General features: G+C 26.8%; 19 protein-coding genes. 9 read left to right on the top strand and 10 right to left on the bottom strand.

All coding sequences use genetic code 4. The annotated features are described in order from the left end of the window. Nucleotides 1–28 precede the first annotated feature (28 nt). Both UDIV_RS01400 and UDIV_RS01395 read left to right on the top strand, forming a co-directional pair. The gene (locus UDIV_RS01400) at nucleotides 29–607 is read left to right on the top strand and encodes a hypothetical protein (RefSeq protein WP_038102275.1); all 579 of its coding nucleotides are present in this window, start codon (nucleotides 29–31) and stop codon (nucleotides 605–607) included. 79 nt (nucleotides 608–686) lie between these two features. Next, nucleotides 687–1,181 carry a hypothetical protein gene (locus tag UDIV_RS01395; RefSeq protein ID WP_038102274.1) on the top strand — a complete coding sequence of 165 codons (495 nt, stop codon included), beginning with the start codon at nucleotides 687–689 and terminating at the stop codon, nucleotides 1,179–1,181. 140 nt (nucleotides 1,182–1,321) lie between these two features. Here the strand turns inward: UDIV_RS01395 and UDIV_RS01390 are convergent, their stop codons facing one another. From UDIV_RS01390 to UDIV_RS01365, 7 genes are all read right to left on the bottom strand, one after another. Continuing rightward, entirely contained in the window at nucleotides 1,322–2,230 is a 909-nt protein-coding gene (locus tag UDIV_RS01390; protein ID WP_038102271.1) for a GA module-containing protein, read from the bottom strand. Continuing rightward, complete coding sequence (locus UDIV_RS04370) at nucleotides 2,218–2,379, bottom strand: hypothetical protein (RefSeq protein WP_156021862.1); 162 nt, start codon at nucleotides 2,377–2,379, stop codon at nucleotides 2,218–2,220. Before UDIV_RS04370 ends, UDIV_RS01390 begins: the two co-directional genes overlap by 13 nt. After that, entirely contained in the window at nucleotides 2,360–2,590 is a 231-nt protein-coding gene (locus tag UDIV_RS01385) for a hypothetical protein (protein WP_269317243.1), read from the bottom strand. Before UDIV_RS01385 ends, UDIV_RS04370 begins: the two co-directional genes overlap by 20 nt. Before the next feature lie 29 nt (nucleotides 2,591–2,619). Next, the gene (locus UDIV_RS01380) at nucleotides 2,620–2,943 is read right to left on the bottom strand and encodes a GA module-containing protein (protein ID WP_038102266.1); all 324 of its coding nucleotides are present in this window, start codon (nucleotides 2,941–2,943) and stop codon (nucleotides 2,620–2,622) included. Nucleotides 2,944–3,211: 268 nt separating this feature from the next. Further along, a complete protein-coding gene (locus UDIV_RS01375) occupies nucleotides 3,212–4,852 on the bottom strand; it encodes a GA module-containing protein (protein WP_038102262.1) in 1,641 nt (546 codons plus the stop codon). A 300-nt stretch (nucleotides 4,853–5,152) separates the two neighbouring features. Continuing rightward, nucleotides 5,153–5,401, bottom strand: a complete 249-nt coding sequence (locus UDIV_RS01370; protein WP_051749398.1) for an NINE protein — start codon at nucleotides 5,399–5,401, stop codon at nucleotides 5,153–5,155. 402 nt (nucleotides 5,402–5,803) lie between these two features. Beyond that, a complete protein-coding gene (locus UDIV_RS01365; RefSeq protein WP_038102259.1) occupies nucleotides 5,804–6,760 on the bottom strand; it encodes a hypothetical protein in 957 nt (318 codons plus the stop codon). Nucleotides 6,761–6,864: 104 nt separating this feature from the next. Here UDIV_RS01365 and truB point away from each other — a divergent pair, with 104 nt between their 5' ends. From truB to dcm, 6 genes are all read left to right on the top strand, one after another. Continuing rightward, nucleotides 6,865–7,542: a tRNA pseudouridine(55) synthase TruB gene (gene truB, locus UDIV_RS01360; protein WP_038102256.1), complete on the top strand. Its 678-nt coding sequence runs from the start codon at nucleotides 6,865–6,867 to the stop codon at nucleotides 7,540–7,542. Next, nucleotides 7,496–8,404, top strand: coding sequence for a riboflavin biosynthesis protein RibF (ribF, locus tag UDIV_RS01355; RefSeq protein ID WP_051749396.1), 909 nt, complete (start codon nucleotides 7,496–7,498; stop codon nucleotides 8,402–8,404). Before truB ends, ribF begins: the two co-directional genes overlap by 47 nt. A gap of 101 nt (nucleotides 8,405–8,505) precedes the next feature. After that, on the top strand, nucleotides 8,506–10,011 hold the full coding sequence (locus UDIV_RS01350; protein WP_051749395.1) for a Vmc-like lipoprotein signal peptide domain-containing protein: 1,506 nt from the start codon (nucleotides 8,506–8,508) through the stop codon (nucleotides 10,009–10,011). 161 nt (nucleotides 10,012–10,172) lie between these two features. Then, a complete protein-coding gene (locus UDIV_RS01345) occupies nucleotides 10,173–11,276 on the top strand; it encodes an iron chelate uptake ABC transporter family permease subunit (RefSeq protein WP_038102253.1) in 1,104 nt (367 codons plus the stop codon). A 3-nt stretch (nucleotides 11,277–11,279) separates the two neighbouring features. After that, a complete protein-coding gene (locus UDIV_RS01340) occupies nucleotides 11,280–12,332 on the top strand; it encodes an iron ABC transporter permease (protein WP_038102246.1) in 1,053 nt (350 codons plus the stop codon). Between the two features lie 116 nt (nucleotides 12,333–12,448). Beyond that, nucleotides 12,449–13,720, top strand: a complete 1,272-nt coding sequence (gene dcm, locus UDIV_RS01335) for a DNA (cytosine-5-)-methyltransferase (protein ID WP_197021669.1) — start codon at nucleotides 12,449–12,451, stop codon at nucleotides 13,718–13,720. 305 nt (nucleotides 13,721–14,025) lie between these two features. Here dcm and UDIV_RS01330 read toward each other — a convergent pair whose 3' ends face one another. The 3 genes from UDIV_RS01330 to UDIV_RS01320 all read right to left on the bottom strand — a co-directional run bounded on the left by UDIV_RS01330 (nucleotide 14,026) and on the right by UDIV_RS01320 (nucleotide 16,656). Beyond that, a complete protein-coding gene (locus UDIV_RS01330; protein WP_081847799.1) occupies nucleotides 14,026–15,120 on the bottom strand; it encodes an Eco57I restriction-modification methylase domain-containing protein in 1,095 nt (364 codons plus the stop codon). 375 nt (nucleotides 15,121–15,495) lie between these two features. Beyond that, nucleotides 15,496–15,684, bottom strand: coding sequence for a hypothetical protein (locus tag UDIV_RS04500; RefSeq protein ID WP_197021668.1), 189 nt, complete (start codon nucleotides 15,682–15,684; stop codon nucleotides 15,496–15,498). A gap of 753 nt (nucleotides 15,685–16,437) precedes the next feature. Continuing rightward, nucleotides 16,438–16,656, bottom strand: coding sequence for a helix-turn-helix domain-containing protein (locus tag UDIV_RS01320; protein WP_038102240.1), 219 nt, complete (start codon nucleotides 16,654–16,656; stop codon nucleotides 16,438–16,440). Nucleotides 16,657–17,056: 400 nt separating this feature from the next. Between UDIV_RS01320 and UDIV_RS01315 the strand changes: the two genes are divergently transcribed. After that, nucleotides 17,057–18,670 (top strand): type I restriction-modification system subunit M, encoded by a 1,614-nt coding sequence (locus UDIV_RS01315; RefSeq protein ID WP_081847798.1) that lies wholly within the window; start codon nucleotides 17,057–17,059, stop codon nucleotides 18,668–18,670. The last annotated feature ends 246 nt before the right edge of the window (nucleotides 18,671–18,916 follow it).

Raw genomic sequence — 18,916 nt, 5'->3', positions numbered from 1 at the left:
TAACTTTATGAATCAATCGTCTCTTTTAATGAGTACGGGCGAACAATATGATTTATATAAAGCATATTTAGAATATCTAGTTCAACTAGCTAATTTAAACTTACATCAAATCCAAGAAAAAACTGAAAACAATAAAACAGTGTCTAAAGAAGAACAATATCTAAAGAAGCTAGGTACTACAATTGGTAAATTAGAAAAGTTAGAAGAACTTGCTCTTAAAACTTTACAAGCAAACCATATTCTAGGTTTTAGTGCGGCAACACATACTAATCCTAATCTTCAATTATTTGCAGGTAATACACATTTAACAACACCAACAAACTTAAGAGCATTTTATATGTGAACTGCTAATTTATATAATAAATTCATTCAACCATTGTTATATAAACTAGAAACACCAATTTGGAAAACAAACCAAAAGTTCGAAGATACTTTTGAATCTAATGATAAAGAAAAGAAGATTATGAACTTTATCTGAGAAAACCTTAAGCACACAGAACAGGATGATGTAATACTACCAAAAGTAATTACAGATGAATGACAATTAAACAGAGATTACAAACACATTCTTAAAAAATTACTTAATCCTAAAAATAAAAATAATTAAAAGTAATTTTTTAATAATATTTGCTAATTTATAATATTAATCAATTTAAAGATAATTTCTAATTACAAAGGACTTAACTATGGCTATCGTATCAGAACCATTAACAATTGCTAAATGGTTTTTAAATAAACAACCAATGACTCTTAAAAAACTTCAAACATTAATGTTTTATTCATATGGTAATTATTTATTATTTAATAATCAACACCGTTGATTAAGTGAGAAGTTATTTAATGAAAAAATAATTCTTAAAAACGGTTCTATATTTATTAAATCTGTAGCTGATTATTATCAAAAATATGGTTCTGATGTTATAAGAAGTAAGAAAACAATTGATAAAAAATTATTGAATAAACAAGCTGAAGTACAACTAGAAGTGATTCTTGAAGAGACACCACTTAATAATGGTATGTACGATTCAATTTGAAATTCACATAAAAGAAAAATTCTAGAACTAAGTCCTAATATGATTGGTTTAGATGAAGATTCATTAGAATTAAATGATGGATTAATACACAAGGTTTTTCTTGAAAATTATCAAGCTATGATGAAAAGCAAACAAAAAGTTAAGTAGTTAATACTTATTAATTAATATTTACTATTTTAATGATCTGTATAATCAAAAATACCCCCTTTGATTAGAGGGTATTTTTTAGTGTTAATTTAAGTAATTGATAAACTTAAGATTTGAGTGGTTAGTTTTTTGAAAGGGGACTATATATTTTCAGGGAAATGTTTTCTGGTTAGTAAATTGATGCCCTTAAAATCTCCATTTAATCACAATTTACTTATTTCATAAACTCCCTTTTTATCGAAAGGTTCATAACTATCAATTTTCAACTGTAGGGTTGTCTTATCAATAGTTTCTTTTCTATATATACCTAATGTTGATACTTCTTTTGTTGTTCCGTCTGGATACTTGAAATTCATTAATCAAGTTCTTGTTGCTTTATAATCGAATATATCTTCTGAAGTAATTTTTAAAGTTATAACTAATGATACTAAATTAAATTTATCACCTTTTGAATTAACATATGGAACTTTTTCTATTTTTAAATCTTTTACAATTGTTCCTGTAACTTGACCAATTGCATTAACTAAAATATCTTCAACTTCTTGAACAGTTGTTGCTTGATCTATTTTAGTTATAACTTCATCAGGATTTTTAAGAGGAGTTAAATTAACATCCTTTTCAACTTTCTTTAACTCTGCAATTATTGCTTTAGCATTGTCTTTGCTAGCTTTTAGTAATTTTTGATTTAAATCTTCTTCTGATGTTGATTTTTTAACTTCTTCCTTAAGTTGTGATTTTTGATTTTCAGGGATATTTAAAAATGATTCAGCAAGTAAAATGCCATTATTTAATTTTTTAGCTTTTTCAAGTTGCATTTCTACTTCTTGAACTGAAGTACCTACTTCAATTTGCTTTTTGATTTTTTCTTTATCTTCATCAGGTAAACCTTTTAAATAATCAACTCGTTCACTAGCAGATGATTTTTTATTTTTGAGTTCATCATTTTGTTTAGTAGCATTCGCTAAAATCGATTCAACTTCTTCATTAGATTTAGCTTTTTCAACTTGGTTTTTAAATTCAACTTTTTGTTCATTAGTTAATTCACTCAAACCATCAATTTGAGTTTTGCATTAGCTTTGTTTTGAATTAATAAATTTGCTTTATTTTGCTCATTAGCATTAGCTAAAATTGTAGCCACTTCATCACTTGAATTCGCCTTATCAAGTTGGTTAGAATAGTTAGTTTTTTTGATCTTCATTTAAATGACCTAAATTATTAATTTCACTTTTAGCGTCAACTATCTCTTGTTTTAGTTGTTTTAACAGCTCTAGCTTATTTTCTTTATTTATTTGATTCCGATCATTTGCTTTTTGAAGAATTGAATCAACTACTTCTTCAGATTCTGATTTATTAATATCAACTAAAAAACGTGATTTTTCTTCTTCTGTCAAATCAGCTAGTGTATTAATATGTTAAACTGCACTTTGTTTCTTAGTTGCTAATGCAGCTTCTTTTGCTTCTTTAGCAACTTTATTTGAATTATTTGTTGATTTGCTTTATTAAAAAGTTCATCAGCTTCTTCTAAAGATTGAGCGTTACTAATATCTGTAGTAAATTTAGTAACTTCATCAGAACTTAAATACATTAATTCATTAATCTTTGTATTTAATTCACTTTTCTTAGTTCGAAGTTTAACTTCTTGATATGTAATGCTATTTTGTTTATTAACTGTTACACCAACAGTTGCACCAATTATTGCAGAAGCTAAAATAAATCCACTAACTCCTATAATTATTGGTTTTTTACTTTTTAGTTTACTCATATAAAATACCTCTATATTTAAGACTATTGAGTATTAGATTAGTATTTGATAGGGTTTTAAATATTGTTAATTTATAAGATATTTCACTTTTTAATGAGTAAAAAATGGATTTTTTGATTTTGGTTGTTCCTAAATCAAGTAGAATCCATTTATTTTTTTGGTGTAAAAATAAGGGGGTACTAAAATAATATTATTTTAGAGAGAGTTTGTGTATTTTTACAAGACGCATTAAATCCACTTTATTGATTAATAATTCGAATATATAATCTTATTTGTAGTCAACAGTTCCATCTGTTTTTGTTCCGTTGAATTTAAGTGTTTTACCTTTTAAGTCTACAATGTGATATTCTTGGTCTATTTCTAAGATGATTTTATCTATTTCAACATCTTGTTCCATATTCTTTCTTCCCTTTATCGAAGCTTCAAAATCAATTTTAGTTTCAGTGTTTCTAAAAACATCATTTTCAATATGGTTTACAATAATTGGATCAAAATAAACTATATCGTTTTTAGAATTTTTGATAATTAACTTAGCTGTTGGATTAGTTGTGAATCTTGTGTTTATATTTTTTCCAGTTATTAATAAAAGTAAATTTTTAATATTATGAACTAAACTAGCTTGGTATTGTAATTTTGTAACTTCTAGTTTATTTTCAGTTTCATTAGCCTTATTAACTTTTTCAATATGTTTCTTAGCATTTGTTAATGCATTTTCTAGTTTTTCTTTAGCTTCGTTATATTTGAATGAGTTTTGACTTGAACTTTCTTTAACTAATTCATCAATAGATTTAATATCTTTTTGTAGTTGAGTTTTACCATCTATATATTTTTGATCATTTAGTGAATCGGTTAGATAAGTTGTTGTCAATGTTCTTTGATTATTGAATGCTTTCATAGCATCATCTTTAGCTTTTTGATTTGCTTGGTTAGCTTGTTCTGAGATAGTATCAACATCTTCTTTTGATGTAGCAGAATTAATTTTGTTCTTAAATTCTGTTTTTTGTTGTTCAGTCAAACTAGTTAATGCATCAATTTCAGAACTAGAAGTATTTTTCTTTTCAACTAATTCCTTCTCTTTTTTTGCTTTATTTTGGTTGTTTAGTTGATTTGCTTGTTCTAGAACTTTATTAATATCTTCTTGACTAGATGAATTAGCAATTTGTTCTTTAAACTTATTCTTATCATTGTCTGATAAATCTGCTAGTTGATCAACTTGGTTATTAGCTTCAATTTTCTTGCTGTTTGCTTGTTGTTGTAAAAGTAATCTCTTACTCGTCTTATTAGTTTGAACAAGAGTTTTAGCTTTTTCTAAAACAGCTTCAGCCTTTTGTGTTGAATCAGCAGCTTCAACTTCTTTTAAAAGAGCTGTTTTTTGTTCTGGTGTTAAGTCAGCTAAATCATTAATTTGATTCTTAACTTCAGTCTTCTTAGATGCTAATTGAGCTTGATTAGCTTTAACTAAAGCCGTTTGAACTTTTTGTTCAGAATCAGCTTCATCTATTTCTTTTAAAAGTAACTCTTTTTGTTGGTTATTTAAACTAACCAATCCACTAACTTGATTTTTAGCATCATTCTTAGATTTTATTAATTGAGCTTGTTGGTTTGCTTTATTAGTAGAACTAGTTTGAGCCGCTTTAGTTAAAATCTCATCAACTTCTTGAACTGATCTTGCTTCATTCACTTCTTTGTTAAATTTATTTACTTCTTCAGGTTTTAAACTACTTAAACCATTAATCTTATTAACTGTTTCAGTTTTCTTAGCTAAAAGTTCAGATTCTACTCTTCTATCATTTGCTTGTTTATTAACAGCAACCCCTGCTACTACTCCTGTAATAGTTGAAGCAGCTATAAATCCACCTACTCCGATTAGTATTCCTTTTTTTTTGCTTTTGCTATTTAGTTTACTCATCTAAATTACCTCTTATTTATTCCTTTAAACTAAGAGTTAGTAGCTCAAATAACTCTCTGATTAAAGCTTCAAAAAATAGGTAAATTATAAAAATTCACTTTTGTTTTGCAAAAAAAAAAAAAGACCATTTATCAATTAATTGTTCCGCTTAAGTAGAATAAAAAGCTTTTAGATTTATTAGATAAATGATGATATTAATCAAACCAATCCCTTATTAAAATCACTTGCTAACATACTAATAAAACAAAAAACTCCACCCCATTTAATGAGATGAAGTTTGTTTGTAAAATTAATTAGTGCTTACGCATTTCATTTTAAACGTGCACCGTTTTTATCACGGAAACGCCCTAGTATGATTTTAATGAAATCAACTAAAGCTCCGATTCCTAATAAACCACCTGTAAGTAATCATAAAATACCAGTTCCAATTTTACCTACATAGAATCGGCGAATTCCTAATCCACCAACAAAGAAAACTAGTAACAATGCTACAAGGTTAGATTTATTAGAAACTACTTCATTATTTGGTGTAACAACTACTGTGTTCATATAAACTCCTATTTATTGTCAATATAAGTATTTAGATTGATTATATTAGTTGTGTAGATATACACATCTATAACCATTTTAAATACTCTTATTAATATACTATTTTTCTTATTAAAATAGTTAATAAAAATTAAAATAAGGTACATTTTTAACAAAATAACTTGTTTTTTAAAAAAATAATTTAATTTTTAAATTTTATCTTCTAGGAACTAAAAATAAATTAAATTAGACATTTTAACCCCTTTTTAGTTAACAACCCCATCATAAACTAATCAACCATTAACAATACTAAACCAACTACCTTAACCGATTCACTTAATAATTTTTCTTTGTAAACAAACAAAAAACCTATATCTCTAGTTAATCTAAAAACATAGGTTCTTTTTTTTAATATAGTTAAATTTATACAATAGTGATTTGATCTACATCAAGTGTTTTATCTAAATGTTTATTATCAACATTGATTTCAACTGTTTCATTAAGTATTCCATTATGATGAATTGATTTTAAATTAGTAGCTACTTCTTGATCTAAGATGATCATACTTAAATTATCAAAATCTTGTTTCATTACTTTTTGTAATTCAGCTAATTTAGTATCATCAATATCAATTACCATAATAACATTCATTTCTTTAAGACCTGAGTAAATATAATTCATTAATCTTAATAAACCATAATCAACATTCATATTAAATATAAATCGATGATTAAATTCTTTTACTCCAGGTATTAATTTCACTTCTCTTTTAAGAATAAATTTAAAAGAGTTGATTTTATTCATTCTTGCTACTAAGTATTCTTCAACACTCATTTTATTAGTTCTTGGTCTAATCTTTTTAACCATATAGATATATAAGAAACTAAAGAACATAAAAAACATGGTTATACAAAGGGGTGCAATAACACTTGAATCACTAAATTGTTTTTGCCAAATACTTGCTATTTTATCTAAAGTATCAGCATCAGGAGTTTTAGATGAAAATGGATCACTAAAAGTTCCCCTAATTTGTTTAACTGTTAGAATAGTAGCTTCAATAATTGGTTTAGCTACTCCTGCAAAAATACAAGCAAACAATCCTACAATACATAATCAAAAAAAGATTTCTACTAATCATTCTTTTCAAGATCGTTTTGCTTTTGATATATCTGGATTTAATTTATAGTTAGTTGTTTGAAACCATCAGTTCATAAACAAAAACAATGGTCTTGATTTATATCTAATATGAGCATCAAAACTTTGTCTTACAATTGATAAATACCTTTCATTACTAAATAAAGGTCCACTATCATGTAAGATCTTAGTGTCAAATTTTCGCATCTGATCATACGATTTATTGATAATTAAAATAGTTTTCATTTATACTCATCCTTTAGCTATTATTTTACAAGATTTAGCTATATCTTTGACTAAATGCAACAAAATGACTTATTTTTTGTAATATATAAAGATATTAATAAGCTATGAAAAACATTTTAAATATTTACAAACCAGTTGATTGAACATCAAATGATGTTGTTCAAAAAGTTAAAAAACTAATTAAAGCCAACAAGGTTGGTCATGCAGGAACACTAGATCCAAATGCAGATGGTGTTTTAGTTTTAGGTATTAATGAAGCTACTAAACAATTAAACCAATTACTTTTAGATAATAAACAATACTTAGCTACGATCCAATTTAATACAGCTACAGATACATATGATGTAACTGGTACAATCATTCAAACTGATAATACAATAATCAAATTAGAAGATATTAAAAAAGCATTAGAAGAATTTAAAACAAACCAATACTACCAAACCCCACCAGCTTATAGTGCTATTAAAATCAATGGACTTAAAGCTTATGATTTAGCTCGTAAAAAGATTGATGTTAAACTAGAGTCAAGATTAGTTAAATTATTAGATTATGAAATAGTTAGCTATGATCAAATTAATCAACAATTAGTTATATTAATTGATGTATCAAAAGGGTTTTATGTGCGTTCATTAGCTGTTGATTTAGCATCTAAATTAAACAGTTGTGCACACTTAGCTAAACTAACTAGAACAAGAAGTGGTAACTTTGATATAAAGGATAGTATTAAAATTGAACATGTCTACGATTTTTGAACTCAACAAAACCAATCTAAAATCAATTAAACAACTTAATTTAAAAAAGTTAGTAATTGGTTTTTTTGATGGTTTACACTTAGGTCATTTAAAACTTTTTAATTTAAATAACCATAGTGAAACTACAAACGATTATAGTGTTCTTACTTTTTATTCTATTCCACGTAAAACAAACTACTTGTTTAGTTTTAATGAACGGATCAAACAATTAGAAAAGATTGGAATCAAAAACATCTTAGTGTTTGATCTAGAAGCTAATAATATGAATGGATTTGATTTTATTAATCAATATTTAAATGAACTAAATATAGAATCAATTATAGTGGGTGAAAACTTTAGTTTTGGAAAAGATCAACTAAGTGCAACTTCTCTTAAACAACAAGCTAAAGCTAATGTCGAAATAGTACAAATCGATCAAAAATATGCTAGTTCTAAAATTAAAGCAGCAATTTTAGAAAATGATTTTAAAACAGCTAATGAATTATTAGGATTTGCTTACTATCGAACTAATCAAGTAGTATTAACTTCACAAGTTGGACGATTAATTGGATTTCCTACAGCTAATATTGAATTAGAACCTAATTTAATTAATTTAAATAGTGGTTCTTATGTAAGTAGTGTAGTTGTTGATCAAAAAACTTATTTAGGAGTAAGTTATATAGGTATTCCTAAAACAATTAAATCAAGAGTATATAGTATGATTGAAGTTCATATCTTAGATTTTAATCAAGATATTTACTACCAACCCATTCAAATTAATTTCCATCAATTTTTAGCTGTTAATCAACGCTTTAGTTGTCAAGAAAGTTTAATCGAACATATTAAAAATTGTATAGAACAAACTAAAGAATTCTTTAAAAATGAACCTAGTTTACCTATAGGTAAACATTAATTTCTTTAGTTGATTTAATGATGTAATATTTAACTAGCATATAAATATGATTTATAATAAAAATGATTTCTTAAATCAATATATAGGATAGGAAATATAGTATGTCAAAGTTTAAAAAAGTTCATAAATTATTACTTTTAGGTAGTAGTTTATTAATAAGTGCAGCTGTAGTAAGTGCAATTGCTGCAAGCTGTAATAATGAATCAAAAGGTGGCGGAAGCACTCAACCTGGAACTGGAACTCAATCTGGAACTAAAAAAGTTAAAAAGAGTAATTTAACAACAGAACAAAAACAAGCTGAATGAAAAGATAAAGCATTAAGTTATGCTGCAACTCAACAATCAGTTAACCCTGATTATGTAAATATTATTACTCAAAAACCAAATGTAGCTCTTGATCGAACTTCAGGAAGTTTAGAACAATCAGACGCTGCTTACTCATTTGGGATTGCACCGCATTTATCTCACTTTAAATGACAAGGATCAGGAAGTGCAGATTCAAGTAAGGGAACAAATGTAGTCGTTCCTCACTATTTAAGAAGTTATTATGATTCAAATATGACTAAAGGATGAGTTGGTCGTATTAATGAAAAAGGAATTCAGCAAATTGTTGAAGAAAAAATCGGCGTTTTATTCACTACAGAATCTAATGTAGAAGCTAGATATAAGAAATTAGCAGAAGATAAAACTATTGGAGCTGTTGTTGCTCAATCTCGTTCATCTGGTTTGCCATCTAAATATCCATGAGCTCATAAACCAGCATTTATGTTTGATGATAAAGCAAACAAATATTTACATGAAACAGATGATTCACACGCTGGTAACCCAAACTATTTAGTTTCACCTAACTATGGTTTAATTTACACTGGTCAAATGTTAGATAAAGTTTATGATGCTTCTAAATTTGATCCAGTTAATAAAGCAACAATTGCTGGACAAACTGGATTTACTTCTTTTGAAGCATATGCTAAAAAAGCTGCAGAAACCGCAATTGCTAAAACAAGAGAATGAACAAGAAATAACCAACAATGAAAAGATAAATCTGTTGTTGTGATGATGCCAAACCCACAAGCTGGATCAGGAATTATTTTTACAAATGATATAAAGAATGAAACTAATAAATACAATCTTGGTAATGTATTCTATGTTCAACCAGTATATCACCCATGAGTATATGGATCAATTGATCACGAATTTGTACCAGGATTAGGTGCTAAGTTCCCAACACCTAAAAAAGATCTTGACACTATGTCTAAATATGTTGATGACTATGGTTGAATTGGTGGAAAAACTCTTGTTGAACCATCAACTAAAGATACATCAAGTAAACAAGTTGCTCCAAACTTAGCTAATGCTTTTGAAAACACAACTGATAAAGTAATTTATACATATAATCAATATATGATCGAAGGGTTTGATGGAACAGATGCTACTGAAGACAAAGTAAAAGCGTTTGAAGAAGCGTTAACTAAATATATAGATGGTTTATCTGATACTGAATGAAAACAATTCAACCCAACTAAGATTCTTAAAGAAAAACCAAAGTTGGTAAGAACTTCTTTATTGTTCGTAAAGACGACTGATATGATGGAAGCTATGGATTCTTAGGTCAAAAAGTAGTTGTTGATTACTTAGATAACTGAGTAAATGAAAAAGGTAATGGTAGAGGTGATGTTGATCTTGGTTTACCAACTTTAGGAACACCTAAGCCACAACATTTAGAACCTAAACACCTAAAGAAATCTAACTAAATAACATACTATTAAACAATGGTCTATAACGAATTAATTACAAAAACCAAACCTAGTTTTTATAATCGTTTTTGTGAGTTTAAAAATCGCTTTAGAATTGTATTAAGAACAAAGTGATCGATTTCGATCATTTGTTTTTTACTATTAGCTTTAGCTGCTATTATGTTTGCTTTTAATATCTTCTATAAAAAAGAAACTAGTTTTCTTTTAGATGATAAAAATGAAATCGTATTTGATGAAGCAGATAATCCAATTCTAGTTACTAAGTATTTTCGAGCTTGATCTGATATTACTAAAACTAGTGAAAGTTTAAGAATCTATTTATTCTCACCAATTGCTAAGATCTTAGTATCAATTTCAATTCCAATTGCTGGGTATGCAATTCAGATTACAACCCAGAATAAACTATCTTCTCCATCTACTCTTGGATATGTACCTGCATCAATTCTAGCTTATATTTGTACACTTGCAATTAATCCAACTAATTTCTATTTAACCTATGTTTTTGGATTTATTTTCTCTAGTTTTGTAATCCTTATTAAATTAGTATTACAACATACAGATTCAACAAATAATAAATTTAAACCAGTATTAATTGGGTTTGCAATTTCTGCATTAATTTCTACAATTGGTGTACTAATCTCTATTCTTAAACCAAACTTAGTTAATGCTTCTGTGATTTGAACAGGAGAGTTAGCTAATGCTTTTGAATGAGAGAAATTATATGTATCAGCCCCATTAATTTTAGCTTGTACATTAGTTTTCTTTATTTTAAGCCCTAAGCTTAAAATTATGCAAAAGGACTTTATTTTAGCTAAAACCTTGGGAATTAACACTAAAGCTGTTTATTGAACAGTAGCAGTTACTACAGCAATTTTATGTATTAGTACAATTACAATCTCAAGTCCTGTTTTCTTGTTAGGATTAATTATTCCTAACATTGTTAAAGTCTTCTTTGATCGACATGATCCATTATTTGTTTTTTGTGTTTGTATTATCTTCTCTTTAGCTTTGAATCAAACATCATTATTTATTTCAATTAATCATAACTTTAGTACTAACTTATTAATAGCTATTATTGCTTTTGTAGTTTTATTATTTATGATGCGAAAGCGAACTTAGGATATGAAACTAAATTGATCAAATAATAAAACTAAAGAAATCATTAATAATGGTTATTTAAAACAACGCTTTGTTAGTTTTTATAAACAAAATAAACTAGTTTATTGAATAGTAACTATTGTTTTAGTAATCTTATTTTCATTCTTAATTATGTTTACAACAGCAAAAGGAGTTGTAAGTGCAGACACTAAAACTGTTTTTAGAGTTTATTCAATAACAGTAGTACAAATTATAGTAACTGGTTTTTGTTTAGGGATTAGTGGGTATTTAATCCAAAGAATCACAAGAAACCGATTAATTGATACATCATCACTTGGAATTGGTAATGTTTGTTTAATTGGTTTATTAGGATTAGGTTTAACCTTTAATTTTGATGCTAAAGGATCAACTATTAGATTTTTAGATACTTTACCATTTATTTTTGTTTTTTGTAGTTTAGTAGCTGGACTTTGTTTATATTACTTTGCTAAAACAAGAAATAACTTTAGTAGTAATAAATTAATAGTTTGTGGGATCTTTTTAAACTTTATTAGTATTACAATAGCTATTAGTTTAAGAGCTAGATTATCATTAACAGCAGTTAACTTCTTAGATGATCGGTTAATTGCAAGTTTTGGAAAAAGATCAGATCTCGAATGAATCTTAGCTGGAAGCTTATTTAGTATTTGTCTTGTGTGATGATTGATTCGATCATTTCATTACCAAATTGTGTTAAATGAAATTAATGTTGCTAAACAATTAGGGTTAAAGGTTAAATTAATAAATTTTGAATTAATTGCAATTGCAAGTATATTAACTGCTATTGCTTACATCTTAGCTGGTAATATCTTATTCTTAGCAATTGCATCTGGTAACATTGCTTATTTAATCTTTGGTAATAAGCTAAGAAATGGTGCTTTCTTTAGTGGTTTAATTACTTCACTATTTCTTTTATTTAGTCACTTTATTTTAAATAATATAATAGGAACATTAACACCATATCTATTCCATGCTCCAATTATGACTCCATTAATTATTGCTCCAATCTTCTTAATTATTGTTTTAGTTAAAAAATAAGAAGAAATAATAGAATCATTAAAGTAAGTTCAAGTGTAAATTACACTTGGGCTTATTTTTTATAAAACAAATCCATCTTTAAATTTATATGTTATATTTCAAAAAGGTGATATTAAATGATTGGTGTGAAAAGAAGAACTTCATCTGCTTCTAAACAAGAAACAATATATTCAACTAATAGTATTAAATTTATTGATTTGTTTGCTGGAATGGGTGGGATTCGAATCGGTTTTGAAAATGGTTTAAATCAAATAGGAATAAAAACAGAATGTGTTTTTAGCTCAGAAATAAAGAAACATGCAACAGAAGCATATAAAAACAATTTTAATAATGATTACGTTTATGGGGACATCACTAAAATTAATGTTGATGATATAGCTAGCTTTGATTTCTTATTAGCTGGATTTCCGTGCCAACCATTTTCATCAGCTGGTAATAGATTAGGTTTTAAAGACACTACAGGAACATTGTTTTTTGAAATTCAAAGAATATTAGAAAATAAAAAACCATACGGCTTTTTATTAGAAAATGTTGAAGGATTAATCAATCATGATAATGGATCAACCTTAAATACGATCTTACTTACATTAAAAGAGCTAGGATATAAAGTTAGTTATAAATTAATTGATGCTTTAGATTTTGGATTAGCTCAAAGTAGAAAAAGAGTATATATAGTTGGTACTAAAGATACTGAAATTAATCTAGATAACTTTGAAGTTAAACGCACTAATTTCATTGAAATCCAAGAACATAATAAAGATAGTGTTAAAAGTGATTTTGTTCAAAAATTACTTTCACATTATCCAGTAGATCAATTATATGGAAAATCAATTAAAGATAAAAGAGGTGGGGATGATAACATCCATTCTTGAGATATTGAAATAAAAGGAATAGTATCAGCTGAACAAAAACATTTGTTAAACTTACTTCTTAAAGAAGGAAGAAAAAAGATATGAGCTGATCAAATTGGTATTAAATGAATGGATGGAATGCCATTAACCCTTTGTCAAATTAAAACCTTTTATAATCATCAACATCTAAATGAGATGTTAGATGATCTAGTCACTGAAAAGTATTTAGTATTAGAACATCCTAAACAATTAGTTAATAATAAAAGAGTATATGATATTACTAAACCAAAAGGATATAACATCATAACTGGTAAACTATCTTTTGAGTTTTCTAAAATATTAGACCCTAGAAGTTATACCCCAACCCTTGTTGCAACAGATGTTGAAAAATTAGGAGTTATTGATCATAATGGAATAAGAAGATTAACATTAAGAGAGGATTTAAGATTATTTGGTTTTCCAGAAACATATAATATAGATTTTCTTAAATATAAAAAGGAATGGATCTGCTTGGTAATACTGTTTGTATACCAGTAATTAAAAGCATATCAACAAGAATTGGTTTAGTCATAAAAGATAAGCTAAATAAGCATAAAGTAGATTAAGTTGATAAATTATTAAAAAGCTTAATAGATTAGATTTTAAGAAAAATTAGATAAAGATAAAAAACATAGACACAACTATAACATCTTATAATTGCATCTATGTTTAAGTAGCTTATGCTTATGTTTTATATAATCTGATAAGAGATAGAATTCATTTTTTAATCTAGATCTATAATGAAATACAGCTTAAGTAAGATAAGTAATAAATTCAATGACTAAGTCAATGATTATATCTTATTACATATCCTTAATTGAAGATTTTATATATTCTCTTTCTTCTTCTGATAAACCGTACTTATCAAATAGTTGTTGATCAATTTCATTTATTGATTTTGATCAGTCTATATCTGAATTATCTGTAAAATCTTGCATAGGAATCTTAGATCAGGTTTCTTTTGTTTTATTGTTTTGAGTAACCTTCTTTAAGCCTAACATCAATCTTGCAAATTTTGTTTTTATATATTTCAATAATGCATTTGATTCATTTTCATTTTCAAATCTACCAAGCGAAATAAATGTTTGGGTGTACCCAACTACAGGATGTCCAATTACAGGTGTAGATAAGACTTCTCCAAATGCACCACTTCCATTTGCTGCAGGAACAAAAACCTTATAAAATTCAAAATTATCATGCGGTTCAAGATACTTTTTATCTATGTACATATATGATCTTTCGTTTGAAATTCTTCCATATATTTGAACTGCATTAGTGAATTTATGTTTTTTAAATAATTGTATATATTCTTTAAATGCTGATGATGTAATTCTTTTTTCTTTTTTTATAACACTCTCTAGTTCAGGAAAATCTTCAAAAACATTTTTAAGATTAAATTTATTTTGAACATACATAAGAGAACTAATGTTATATTTAAAATTATTACTTTTCAGTTTAACTTTCTTGTATATTTTTCTTAGTATATTACTTGAAATAAACATTTCTATTGGCTTATAAATAAGGTTTTTATTTCGAGTGGTTATAGCAACCCCTCCTTTTATATCTACATTTTCAAAAACATCTGTAGATTTAACAGCATATTTTTCAACCCTGAAATGTTGATCATTCAATATTTTATTATTCCAATTACTAGGTGTTGAACCTACATTATTTAAAAATCTTGCTGGGGTAATAAAAATACATATATTAGAAGTAAAAAAACCTAATTCCATAAACAAATTGTATATTGAATCATCTCTGTTTCTTAAAGAGTTATTTTTTTGATATGGTGGATTGCCAACTATAGCTGTAAAATTCACTTTAGTCTCACCTACATTCACTTTATCATCAAGACTAATCTTACTAAATAATTTATCTTGTTTAATTAAGTCATTAATCCTTGCATAATCTACTTTTTTATATCTTCAATTGGACTATTAATGTCTTCTATTTCTGTTTCTTTAAAAACTCTTTACTGTAGTAGATGCCATTTTCTAAATAGCTTTGCTTTAATCTTTTCTTATTTAAATCATTTTCAGAAATTGGTTAATAGCATAATCTCTAAAATATGTTTCTTCATTTATGATGGCTTTGTTTTCGTATTGTTTCTTAAGTTCAGGAAAATACTCTCTTCATTCATTTAATCTTTTTGTTACAGATCTAAATGTATCACCAACCTTTAAATAATTGGGACTGTATTTGTACTAAAAGGGTAGATGTGTGGTTGTATGCGACCAACAATAATGTTATCTAGTGTATCTAAATCTACGATCTTATTTTTCTTCATTTGCCTCACTTCTTTTAGCTAGTATATCTTTGAAGAAAACATTTTTCCCTTCTTTTCAGTCTTTTATAACGCAGAAACCATCTTGATTTTTATTTTCTTTTAATTTCAAAAGGATAAGTTGTAAGTTTGATTCAGCAACTTTTTGATAGGGAATTGCAAAAGTTAAACCATCCATTTGTCATAAATTTCATGAAATTATAATTGCGATATTTAATAACTCGTTTTCATTTGGCTCTCTTTTAAATCTTGCTTCATAATAGTCACAATAAGATGCTAAAAGATTTGCTCTTGCTATAAGTAAACTATCTCCTTGAAATTCAAAACCGTAAGTACTTTTAAAAGCATTTTCAGTTCATTCAAGCCATTCTTGATCAGTTTTTGCATTTTCATTAACAATTCTTATTTTTCGATCAAGTATACCAATTCTGTTATCTAATTCAATAGGTACACCGCTAACAGCATCATAACGACTTGCTAAATATGGAGCTTCTCCACATGTTATTTCAAGTATGTTTTCATTAACATACTGTTTTCATGTTTTTCCTTTTGGAAACTGTATTCTTTCAGTGATAGTTTCTCAAGTTTTTTCTTTTTGAATATTGAAAACTTTTTCTCTATCAAATCACGCTTTATCTACTAAATTATTTTGGATATTACATACTCAACTAGGGGTAAAGACCTCTGCTTTTTGTTCAGTTCGCTTGTTTTGATTTTGCTTAGTTTTTAATATTCTTGGTTGAATAAGATTGCGATTTTCTCCAGTAATTAGATCAAAAAGAATAGGAAAATGTGATCCATACTCTTTTCCTATATATTCATAATCATTTGTTCCCTATATGATATTGCTATTAGTAGTTCTATCAATAAGAAGAGTTTCTAAGATTTTTTTACTTCATTTTTCTTCATCTACATCAATTGTAAACGCCATTTATCTATCTTCCTTAACGCTTCTATCAATCCCAACTAGATCACCAATATCTGATTTTAATTCATTACAAATTTTTCATAAGATTTCCATATTAACTGGTTCACCTTTTGACATTTTTGCAACTGTTGATGGAGAAATCCCTGTTTTTTCCATTAAATCCTTCTTAATCATATTTTTATCTATGAGCAACTTCCACAATCCATTATAATTAAATTTCATTTTTAATAGTCCTAACTTTTAATATGCGTATTTTACATATGTTAAATTATAACATAATAACAACTTTATTTATATTATGCTATTAGAAAAATACAAGGTTAGATGAAGGTTAAACCTAGATTTATTAATTCTTAAAATATAAGCAAGTTATAAATAAGAATACAGAAAATCACTAAAAGATCAAAAAGCTTTTGAAACACTACATAAAGTGATTAATAATAAAAAAACTCTATATCTTTTTTTCAACCTCTTTAACCCTTTAATAATTAAATCAATTGATTAATTAAGAAATGATTTAATTTAGCTTTATAAGCTAAGCTAAAAGCAACTATAAAACCATATCAAATTGCTTTTATTATATAATTAAGTATTACATTATCTTTTATTAAGAAGGTTAAGAATGAATAATAATAGTAATAACAATACTACTAATTCAAACACTAATAGTTCAACTAATAGTATTGGATCAGCACAACGTGATGAACTACATAAAAACATCTGAGCAATTGCAGATGAAGTAAGAGGAGCTGTTGATGGGTGAGACTTTAAACAATATGTATTAGGGATCTTATTCTATCGATTTATTTCAGAAAACATTACCACATATTTTAATAAAGCTGAACATGCTGCAGGTAATTTAGATTTTAATTATGCAAACATATCAGATGAACAAGCTAAAGAATTATTTGAACCAGGAACAGTTGATGAAAAAGGATTCTTTATTAAACCAAGTGAATTGTTTTGTAATGTTGCTAAAGAAGCAGAAAAAAATCAAAATTTAAATGTTGATTTAGACACAATCTTTAAAAACGTTGAAAAAAGTGCAATTGGTCACCCTTCTGAAAGTAATATAAAAGGATTGTTTGATGATATTGATACAACATCAAACCGTCTTGGTCATACTGTTAGTCAAAAGAATGATAGATTAGCTAAGATCTTAAAAGGAATAGCTAATATTAAATACGAAAATTTAGAAGACAATGAAATTGATACACTTGGTGATGCATATGAGTTTTTAATTTCAAACTATGCATCAAATGCTGGAAAATCTGGAGGAGAGTTTTTCACCCCACAAAGTGTTTCTAAATTATTAGCTAAATTAGCTGTTCAAAACAAAGAAACAATTAATAAAGTTTATGACCCAACTTGTGGAAGTGGATCATTACTTTTACAAGTTAGTAAACAATTTAACAAACAAATTGAACAAGGGTTCTTTGGTCAGGAAATTAACCAAACAACATATAACTTAGCAAGAATGAATATGTTCTTACATAATGTTAACTATGACCATTTTTCAATTAAGTGTGGTGATACTTTATTAGATCCATTACATAACAATGACAAACCATTTGATGTTATTGTTTCAAACCCACCTTATTCAATTAAATGAATTGGTGATAATAATCCAGCCTTAACTAATGACCTAAGATTTGCACCCCCTGGTGTATTAGCTCCTAAATCTTATGCAGATTATGCTTTTATTTTACATTCATATTACTACTTATCATCTAGAGGAACTGCAGCAATTGTATGTTTCCCTGGAATCTTTTATCGTTTAAATGCTGAACTTAAGATCCGTCAATACTTAATTAAAGTAAATGCAATTGACTGTGTGATCCAACTTCCACCAAACCTATTCTTTGGTACATCAATTGCTACTTGTGTACTTGTACTTGCTAAAAACAAAAAAGATAATAATGTACTATTCATTGATGCATCAAATGAATTTGTAAAAGAAACTAATAACAACATCTTATCTGAAGAAAATATTTTAAAAATTGTTGATGCATACAACAAGCGTGAAGATATTGCTCATTTTAGTAGAAATGTATCTGAAAATGAAATTGTTGAAAATGGATATAATCTCTCTGTATCAACTTATGTTGAAAAAGAAGATACAAATGAAAAGATTGATATTGAAGTATTAAATCAACAAATTGATGAAATCATTAAGAAGATTGATGATTTAAGAGTTGCAATTAATCAAATTACTAAACAACTTCAAAATCACTAATTAATAATCGTATATAGTAATAAAGGAAGTATTTATTACTAAGGTTATTTAATGTTTATGTGTTAGTTATGTACAGAACTAACTATTTAAGGATTTAATATATTATCTTAATAAATAGGATTGGTTTATAAGTGTTAGGTTTTAAAGCATAAGAAGTAGGGATAGCTGATGGAGAATATACTTGAGTTGATTAAGAATGAGAAGGTAGAGTGGAAGAGATTAGGGGATGTTTGTGAGTTTAAAAAC

This window comes from Ureaplasma diversum NCTC 246 (genome assembly GCF_000731915.1).
GTDB classification, from domain to species: Bacteria; Bacillota_I; Bacilli_A; order Mycoplasmatales; family Mycoplasmoidaceae; genus Ureaplasma; species Ureaplasma diversum.
Note: the sequence above shows the minus strand (reverse complement) of the source record. Positions and strands in the feature narration are given on the sequence as shown.